Annotated in this window: 8 protein-coding genes; 5 read left to right on the top strand and 3 right to left on the bottom strand. The window is 73.9% G+C overall.

Translation table 11 applies throughout. The features are described from left to right. The first annotated feature begins 435 nt into the window (after window positions 1-435). The 5 genes from ACFXGA_RS33410 (at window position 436) to ACFXGA_RS33390 (ending at window position 4,900) form a co-directional block, all read left to right on the top strand. A complete protein-coding gene (locus tag ACFXGA_RS33410; RefSeq protein ID WP_378094935.1) occupies window positions 436-846 on the top strand; it encodes a hypothetical protein in 411 nt (136 codons plus the stop codon). A gap of 217 nt (window positions 847-1,063) precedes the next feature. Then, complete coding sequence (locus ACFXGA_RS33405; RefSeq protein WP_378094933.1) at window positions 1,064-1,249, top strand: hypothetical protein; 186 nt, start codon at window positions 1,064-1,066, stop codon at window positions 1,247-1,249. Between the two features lie 90 nt (window positions 1,250-1,339). Then, the gene (locus tag ACFXGA_RS33400; RefSeq protein WP_378094940.1) at window positions 1,340-3,949 is read left to right on the top strand and encodes a CHAT domain-containing protein; all 2,610 of its coding nucleotides are present in this window, start codon (window positions 1,340-1,342) and stop codon (window positions 3,947-3,949) included. Between the two features lie 109 nt (window positions 3,950-4,058). Then, window positions 4,059-4,634, top strand: coding sequence for an STAS domain-containing protein (locus ACFXGA_RS33395; RefSeq protein ID WP_378094931.1), 576 nt, complete (start codon window positions 4,059-4,061; stop codon window positions 4,632-4,634). Window positions 4,635-4,669: 35 nt separating this feature from the next. Beyond that, complete coding sequence (locus ACFXGA_RS33390; RefSeq protein WP_378094930.1) at window positions 4,670-4,900, top strand: hypothetical protein; 231 nt, start codon at window positions 4,670-4,672, stop codon at window positions 4,898-4,900. A gap of 86 nt (window positions 4,901-4,986) precedes the next feature. On the opposite strand, the gene ACFXGA_RS33385 is transcribed toward ACFXGA_RS33390, so the two are convergent. From ACFXGA_RS33385 to ACFXGA_RS33375, 3 genes are all read right to left on the bottom strand, one after another. Next, window positions 4,987-5,394, bottom strand: a complete 408-nt coding sequence (locus ACFXGA_RS33385) for a DUF6292 family protein (RefSeq protein WP_378094928.1) — start codon at window positions 5,392-5,394, stop codon at window positions 4,987-4,989. A gap of 148 nt (window positions 5,395-5,542) precedes the next feature. Next, the gene (gene lexA / locus ACFXGA_RS33380) at window positions 5,543-6,205 is read right to left on the bottom strand and encodes a transcriptional repressor LexA (protein ID WP_378094925.1); all 663 of its coding nucleotides are present in this window, start codon (window positions 6,203-6,205) and stop codon (window positions 5,543-5,545) included. Between the two features lie 277 nt (window positions 6,206-6,482). Further along, window positions 6,483-7,706 carry a putative PEP-binding protein gene (locus ACFXGA_RS33375; protein WP_378094923.1) on the bottom strand — a complete coding sequence of 408 codons (1,224 nt, stop codon included), beginning with the start codon at window positions 7,704-7,706 and terminating at the stop codon, window positions 6,483-6,485. Window positions 7,707-7,833: the final 127 nt, after the last annotated feature.

Genomic DNA, 7,833 nt, shown 5'->3' with positions numbered 1-7,833 from the left:
GGGCTCGTATTTGTGTAAAAGACACAGCCGCGGCGGGCGGCGGGCTGTCGAGCGGCGCGGCGGCCCCGGCGGCGGGCGGACCCGCGGCCGGGGCGGCAGCCGAGGCAGGTGAGGCGGCCAGGGCGGCGGCTGAGCCGGTGGTCAGTGCGGTGGCGAGCAGGACCGCGCCGGTGGCGGTCCGCACCCGGCTCCCGAACCCATTCATGGCGGATCCCCCCGGTACCGGTCGGCGGCCGTGATCAACGGCGTCACCCTAAAGAGGGAACGTGGCCGGTCCTGTCGGTCGTTCGCCGGTCGATTCGGCTTCCCGCCGACCTTGCGCCGGTCGCGCGCCGCCGGTCGGTCGATCGGGGTAACGCCACGACGGCGTCACGGCGCGGTAACGGTTGATCAACCACCGCACGCGCCCGCGGCCGCCGCTGTTGGCTGTCCGCCATGACCACGAAGTTCACGCCCGTGCTGCTGGCCCTGGGCCTCGCCGCCTCCCTGGTTGGGTGCGCGAGCAACGAGGACCGGTTCGTCGAGGAGCTGAAGGCCGCCGGCTTCAGCGGCGTCGGCGAGCCGCGCAGCGAGACCGAGAAGAAGACCAAGAAGGTCGGCAAGCGGACGGTCAAGTCGTCGCAGAAGGTCATCGAGGTCACGGTGCGCGTCAAGGGCTGCGACCTGGAGTTCGAGAAGGTGTCCGGCCAGTCGGGCTACTGGCTGGACGAGCTGCACGTCAACGGTCAGGAGCCGGACTGGCCCGGCTACCCGGAGAACCTCAGGCAGTCCGACGTCGTCGCCGCGCTCGCGGGCAATCAGCCCAAACCGGACGGATTCGAGGACTGCTACCGGCCCAACGACTAGGTTCTGCGATGTACCTGAATGGGTGATTCAGGGGCGGTCTTACGCACGAGTGGACGCTGATCGAGTAACCAATCTGCGAAATTCCCTCTCCATCGTTAAGCCGTTGTGCCACCATTGCCCTGTTCGAGCGGTACGAGGGGCCCGCTCGACATCACTCAGGGAAGTCAGCTGAGTGGATCGCAAGGCCGAGACAGATCCTCAGGGGAGGGAGATCAGCTTGTCCACGCCGACCGAGACCGACTTCAGGGACGAGGACGTCCCGCAGGACGACACCACCACGCCGGTCGTGCCGGAAACCGACCAGGACCAGCACCAACACCACCACGACCACACGCACGAGGACGGCGAGCTGTCCCCGCTGTGCGTGGGCGGTGGCTGCGTGACGAAGGCGCCGGCCCACTGACGGTGTCAACCGTGATGGCGCCCGTCGACCAGGTCTCCTGGTCGGCGGGCGCTTTTTCGTGGTGTTCTGTGCTGTCATGGACAGGTGACAGTGACCGTCGCCCGTGACGAAACCCTTGTCATCCGTGAAGCGCGCGAACTGCACCGGCGCGGCGTGGACGCGTCCTGCGCCGGGAGGCACCACGACGCCGTGCGCCTGCTGCGCCGGGGGAAAAACCTGGCCGACGCGCTCGACCCGCATGATCCGGAAACGCGGGAATTCTGGCAGGTCACGCGAATTCGGCTGTCCTCGACGCTGGCGGCGCTGGACGCCGAGAACTCCGGTCCGGGCGCGGCGCTGGCCGGGCTCGCCGAGGTGCGGCGGATGGTCGAGGACGTCGCCGACCCGCTGGTGAAGGACGAGCTGCGCGGCGCGGTCGAGCACAACCGCGGCCTGCAGATGTTGAACGCGGGGCGGATCGAGGACGCCATCGCCGTCTTCGACGCCGCGCTGGAGCACTACGAGCACCGGCTCGCGGGCGGGCGGCCCACCCGCGCGGTGGCCGAGCTGATCGTGAAGTCGCTGTGGAGCCGCGGCACGGCGCACACCCGGCTGGGGCTCATCAGCCAGGCCCGGCTCGACCTGACCCGGGCGGCGTCGCTGGCCGCCGAGCACGAGCTGTGGGAACGGGCGGCCGACGCGAACCACTCGCTGGGCGTGCTGGAGCTGCGGATCGGCGACGTCCCGGCGGCGTTGCGCCGCTACGCGCACAGCGAGCGCTCGTTCCGCGAGCAGGGCCTCGGCGTGCCGGTGCTGCTCGGCCTGGACCGGGCGCAGGCGTTGATGGCCGCGGGGCTGGCCGAGGAGGCGGGCTCCCAGCTCGACGGCGTCCTCGCCGAGCTGCGGGCCGAGCACGGCCTCACGCGCTACCTGGCCAACGTCGAGCTGTACCGGGCGGCGGCCGCCGACATGGCGGGCGACCTCGACCTGGCCCGCGCCATGGCCTCCTCGGCGCGGCAGCGGATGCGCCGCTGGGGCTGCGAGACCTGCGTCGCCAACGCGACGCTCATCGGGCTGCGCGTGGACGCGCGCCTGGCGCTGCGGTCCGGCCGGGTGCCGCGGTCGCTGCCCCGGCGGGCCGTGGAGTTCGCCGACGCGCTCCCCGTGCCGAGGCTGGCCGAGCAGGCGGCGCTGGCCCGCATGCTGGCCGTCCGGCTGGAACTGCGGCGCGGCGACGTCGAGACCGCCGCGGCGATCCTCGACGCGGTGCCGCGGCCGGGCCGGCTCACCGCGATCGACTACCGGATGCTGCGCCGGCTGTGCCGGGCGGAGCTCGCCGTCGCCCGCGGCCGACGCGCGGCCGCGCTGGTCGAGATCCGGGCCGGCCTCACCGACCTGGACCACGTGCGCGACCGGATGGAAGGGCTGGAGCTGCTGTCCGGCACCGCGCTGCACGGCCGGGAGCTGGCCGAGCTCGGCGTCCACCTGGTGCTGGACGACGGCAACGCCCGCCGGTTGTTCGCCTGGCTGGAGCGGACGCGGGCGCAGACCTACCGCTACGAGCCGCTGACCCACGCCGACAACCCCGAGCTGGCCGAGCGGATCGCCGAGGTCCGCAGCCTCACGCAGTCCATCCACCAGGCCGAGCACGACGGCCACGCGACCGCCGCGCTGCGCCAGCGCCGCGCCGAACGCCTCCGCGAGGCCAACCGGCTCGGCTGGCACACCGGCCGGTGGGGCGCGCCCCGCCCGGTGGCCCGGCTGACCGACGTGATGGCCCGGCTGGGCGATCGCGCCCTGGTCAGCTTCGCGGCATCGGAGGACGCGCTGGTCGCGGTCGTCGTGGTCGGCTCCGACGTGCGGCTGGCCCGGCTCGGGTCGGCCGACGAGGCGGCGGAGAGCGCCCGGATGCTGAACGCGGACCTCAACGCCCTCGCCCCGGACCACCTGCCGGAACCGCTGGCGCAGGTGCTGGCCGGGTCCGCGCGCAAGCAGGCGGCACGGCTCGACGCGCTGCTGATCCAGCCGCTGGCCGAGCTGATCGGCGAGCGGGAGCTGGTGATCGTGCCGACCGGCGCGCTGTACGCGGTGCCGTGGGGCGTGCTGCCCACGCTGCACGGGCGGCCGACCGCGGTGGCCCCGTCGGCGACCGCGTGGCTGGCCGCCGACCGCGCCGGCTCCCGCGCCCCGGGCGGCACCGTGCTGGTCCGCGGCCCCGGGCTGCCGGCCGCCGTCGGCGAGATCGACAAGCTGGGCGCGCACTACACCACCGCCGGCCTGGTGTCGGGCGAGCGGGCCACCGTCGCCGCCGTGCTGGACGCGTTGGACGGCGCGGAGATCGCGCACCTGGCCGCGCACGGCGTCCACGAGCCGGAGAACGCGCTGTTCTCCCGGCTGGAGCTGAGCGACGGGCCGGTCTACGCGCACGAGATGGCGGCCCTGGCGCACCCGCCCCGGCAGGTCGTGCTGGCCGCGTGCGAGCTGGCGCTCAACCGGATCCGGCCGGGCGACGAGCCGCTGGGCTTCGCGAGCGCCCTGCTGGCCAGCGGCTCGCAGCTGGTCGTCGCGCCGCTGAGCCGTGTGGGCGACCAGGCGTGCGCCGCCGCGATGGACGACTACCACCGCAGCCTCGCCGCCGGCGCGCGGCCGGCCGTGGCGCTGGCCGACGCGATCGCGGTGGACCCGCTGCGCCGCCCGTTCGTGTGCCTGGGCAGTGGGTGACGGTCGGCACGCGCACAGCGTCACGTTGGCGGTGTCGGACGGGGTCCCGAGGGGTAAAGGTGGGGGACGGTGACCTGGTCCGCAGCCGAGGTCGGTGCGAGGGAGCGACGTGCACGGGATTGTCGATCAGCCGTCGGTGACGGTCGAGGACGTCGGGGACGACGGGGTGGTGGTCGCCGCCGTGCACGGCGACCTCGACGTCGACACGTTCCGTGACGTGCGGCAGGCGTTGTTCAGCTGCCTGAACGGGCAGACGTCCGCGCTGGTGGTGGACCTGGGCGACGTGGGGTTCTTCGGGTCGATGGGCATCGCGGTGCTGGTGGAGGCCCGGCAGCGGGCCGACGTGCTGGGCGCGGGGTTCGCGGTGGTGGCCGGCAGGCGCACCGTGGCCCGGCCGATCCGGATGACCGACATGGAAGACCTGCTCCGCCTGCACCGCACGCAGGACGAGGCGCTGGCGACCGTGCGCAACGGCGTCGAGCCCCGGGGCTGGGACGACCCCGACCACCGGGAACCGGCTCACCACGGGCTTGACCACCACGGGCCTGACCACCACCGCCCGGATCATCACGGCACGGACGGCGTCGGCCACCGCACGGCGAACGGCGTCGGCCACCACGCGCCTGATCCGTTCGACCGACCGGAGGACCGGTCGGACGACGGGTTCTCCTGGTGGTCCTCCTAGCTCGACTACCCTCGACGGGGTCGGGAGGAGCGGCGATGACGGACGAGGAGCTGGTGGTCGAGTTCGCCCTGACCCGGCTGGACCACCCCGGCCTCGACCTGGAGGAGATCGCGGCGCTCGTGGTCCGGCGCGTCGGCGAGGACCGGATGCTGGAGTTCGCCGGCAAGAACCTCGCCACCCGCGGCGAGCTGAGGGGCGCGGCGTTCCCGTCCGCGGTCGAGCACGTGCTGCGCGTGGTGCTGACGCTGCGCGGCCCCGCCGACTGACCGCGATCGCACCAACCGACGGCCGCCCCGACCAGCGGCCCCGTCAACCGGCGGCCCCGTCAACCGGCGATCGCACCGACCGGCGGTCAGGGCACCCCGGCGGCGTACCGGACCAGCTGGTCGGCCAGGTCGCCGGTCGGCGTGGCCGGTGGTCGCGGGTGGTCGGGACGGCGGCCGGCGACCAGGTCGGACACGAAACCGGTGACCGCCTCCGGCGACGGCAGCACGGGCGGCCCGAGCCAGGTCAGCGCGACCAGGTCCGCGCCGCGCCCCACCTCGACCCCGGCGCACCACCCGGTGTGCTCGTCCCACACCAGCGCCAGGTCCTTGTCCGGGTGCCGCGGCAGCCGCTGGTCCAGGGCGATGTAGGCGGTGGCGTCGGGCGCGCACTCGTACCAGCACGACTCCAGGTCGATCCCCAGCTTCCGGGCGATCAGCCGCAGGTACTGCCGCAGGCCCCGGTCCTCCGGGCCGTCCGCCTCGATCCCGACCATGCCGACCTCCGCCCATCCGGCCCCAGTCTGCATCCACTCGACGACCGAGTGCAGTAGACCGATCGGATGAGATGCGGTCGCTCAGCGTGTCCGCCGAACGGCGCAACGCCCCCTGGGATCGGTGCCGCCCGTCAGTTCAGGGCCGCCCTCAGACGCTGCGCAGCACCGACACGACGGTGCCCAGCACCACGGCCCGGTCGCCGTCGATCACCTCGTAGGCCGGGTTGCGCGGCTCCAGGAAGACGTGGCCGTTGCGCCGCCGGTACACCTTCACGGTGGCCTCGCCGTCGATCATCGCGGCCACGATCTGCCCCGAGTGGGCCTCGTGCTGCTGCCGCACCACCACGATGTCGCCGTCGCAGATCGCCGCGTCGACCATCGAGTCGCCGCGCACCCGCAGCGCGAACACGGTGCCGCGGCCGGTCAGCCCGCGGGGCAGGGTCAGGACGTCGTCCACGTGCTCCTCGGCCGCGATGGGCACGCCCGCCGCGATGTGCCCGACCACCGGCACGGGCACCGAGTCGTCCGGCACCTCCCGCCCGGACGGCTCGTGCAGGAACAGGCGCACGTCGATCGGCCGCGACACGGTCTCGCCGCGCCGCAGGAAGCCCTTCTCCTCCAGGCTCGCCAGGTGCTTGGACACCGACGACGAGGACCGCAGCCCGACCGCGTCGCCGATCTGCCGCGTGCTGGGCGAGTACCCGTGCCGGACCACCCAGTCGCGGATCACCGCCAGGATCCGCTGCTGGCGCGGCGGCAGGGCGGAGGTGTCCAGGTGCTCGAACGCGTCAAGATCGTCGTAGGCGGTCACCTCCGGGATGATAGGGGGTGCCCGCCGACGCCCGGCCTGTCGACACCCGGCCCACCGACGCGCAGCCGCCGACATCCGGGCCGCCGACGCCTGGCCGCCGACACCCGGCCGCCGACACCCAGCCCACCGACACCCGGCCGCCGACACCCGACCCGCTGACACCCGACCCGCTGACACCCGGCCGCCGACACCCGGGCCGCCGACACGCGCTCGTCGACCGCGCGGTGGACGTGGGCACCGTGCGGTCGACCGCCGTCGTGACCCCGCAGCGGACGCGTCAGCGCGCCGCCCGCGCCTCCTGGGCGAGCTGCCTCAGCTCGGCGGTGCACATCATGAAGCGGTCCGCCGGCAGGTGCTTGAAGTAGTGGCCCACGTCCGCGCCCAGGGCGAACACGTGGACCGGGACCCCCGCCTCCCGGCCCGCCTCCACGGACTGGCGCAGACCGGACAGGACCGCCGGGTGCCGGGTCTGGTAGGACGCGGCGACCCGGTGGTTGCTGCGGTCGGCGGCGAGGTAGAACTGGGTCAGGTCCTTGGTGCCCATGAAGATCTCGCTCGCCCCGGCCGCGCAGAACCCGGCCGCCGAGTGCACCGCCGCCGGCGTCTCGACGAAGACCGACAGCGGGACGTCGTCGGGCAGGTCGAGCCGGACCCGCAGGCGCAGGAACTCGTCCTGGTCGTTGATGAACGGCACCGCGAAGCTGACCCGGTCGGCCTCCGGGCCCAGGTGCTCGCCCAGGTAGGCGCGGAGCGCGTGGAACGCGTGCGGGTAGTGCGGCTCGTGCAGCAGCCACCGCGCGCCGTGTAAACCCAGCTCGGGGTTGGTCTCGTGGTCCACGTCCACGGAGTTGGTGATCTGCGCGGCGTCGTCGGAGCGCAGGTCGAGCAGCCGCATCACCAGGCGCTGGCCGGGCAGCAGCTCGGCGACGATGGCGCACAGCTGCGCGCCGATCGCCTCGCCGTAGCGCGCCGCCTCGCCGACCCCGGCCCGCAGCGCGTCGAGCGGGCTCAGGCCCGAGGAGAGGCAGACGAACTCCTCCCGGATGAAGAACGAGGTGACCTGCTCGACGCGGGGCGTGATCGCGTTGGTCGAGCGGATGTCCGTGGCGTCGGCGATGACGACGCACACCGACCTGAGGTCGTCGGGGGTGACGGTGGGGTAGTCGCCGGCGGGCTCGGCGGCGTCGTGCTCGCCGAGGACCACCGACTCGCGATCGGTCCGGACGGTCACGTGCCCGACCACGCCGGCCAGTTCCCCGTGCGGCACGCGCAGCACCGGGATCCCGCGCGACCGGCACAGCGATTCCATGTGACCGGTCCGGCCGCCGCCGGAGCAGATCACCGCGACCGACCGCACGATGGTGTCGTAGAGCTCCGGCCCCAGCGCGTCGACCACCAGGACGGAACCGGGCAGGGGTCTTCCGGTGTGGTTGGCGATACCGCGAACGCTCGCCGACGGCGAACCGACGAGCAACACCCCTGGGATTTCGCGCGGGCTCACGGCATCCTCCTACCGATTCCGATCGGTTCGCGGGCCTGGCGGACGAGTCGGCTGGGCCGACCCCCGCGGGCGGGGGGGGGCGGGCCCCCCGCCCCCCGCGGCCCGGGGGGGGAGGCCGGGCCGCCCA

This window comes from Actinosynnema sp. NPDC059335, assembly GCF_042752395.1.
Lineage (GTDB): Bacteria > Actinomycetota > Actinomycetes > Mycobacteriales > Pseudonocardiaceae > Actinosynnema.
Note: the sequence above shows the minus strand (reverse complement) of the source record. Positions and strands in the feature narration are given on the sequence as shown.

Bases quoted from the DNA above. Each gene is read 5' to 3' on its own strand.
- ACFXGA_RS33410 (WP_378094935.1), top strand. From the start codon at position 436: ATGACCACGAAGTTCACGCCCGTGCTGCTGGCCCTGGGCCTCGCCGCC.
- ACFXGA_RS33390 (WP_378094930.1), top strand. From the start codon at position 4,670: ATGACGGACGAGGAGCTGGTGGTCGAGTTCGCCCTGACCCGGCTGGAC.
- ACFXGA_RS33385 (WP_378094928.1), bottom strand. From the start codon at position 5,394: ATGGTCGGGATCGAGGCGGACGGCCCGGAGGACCGGGGCCTGCGGCAG.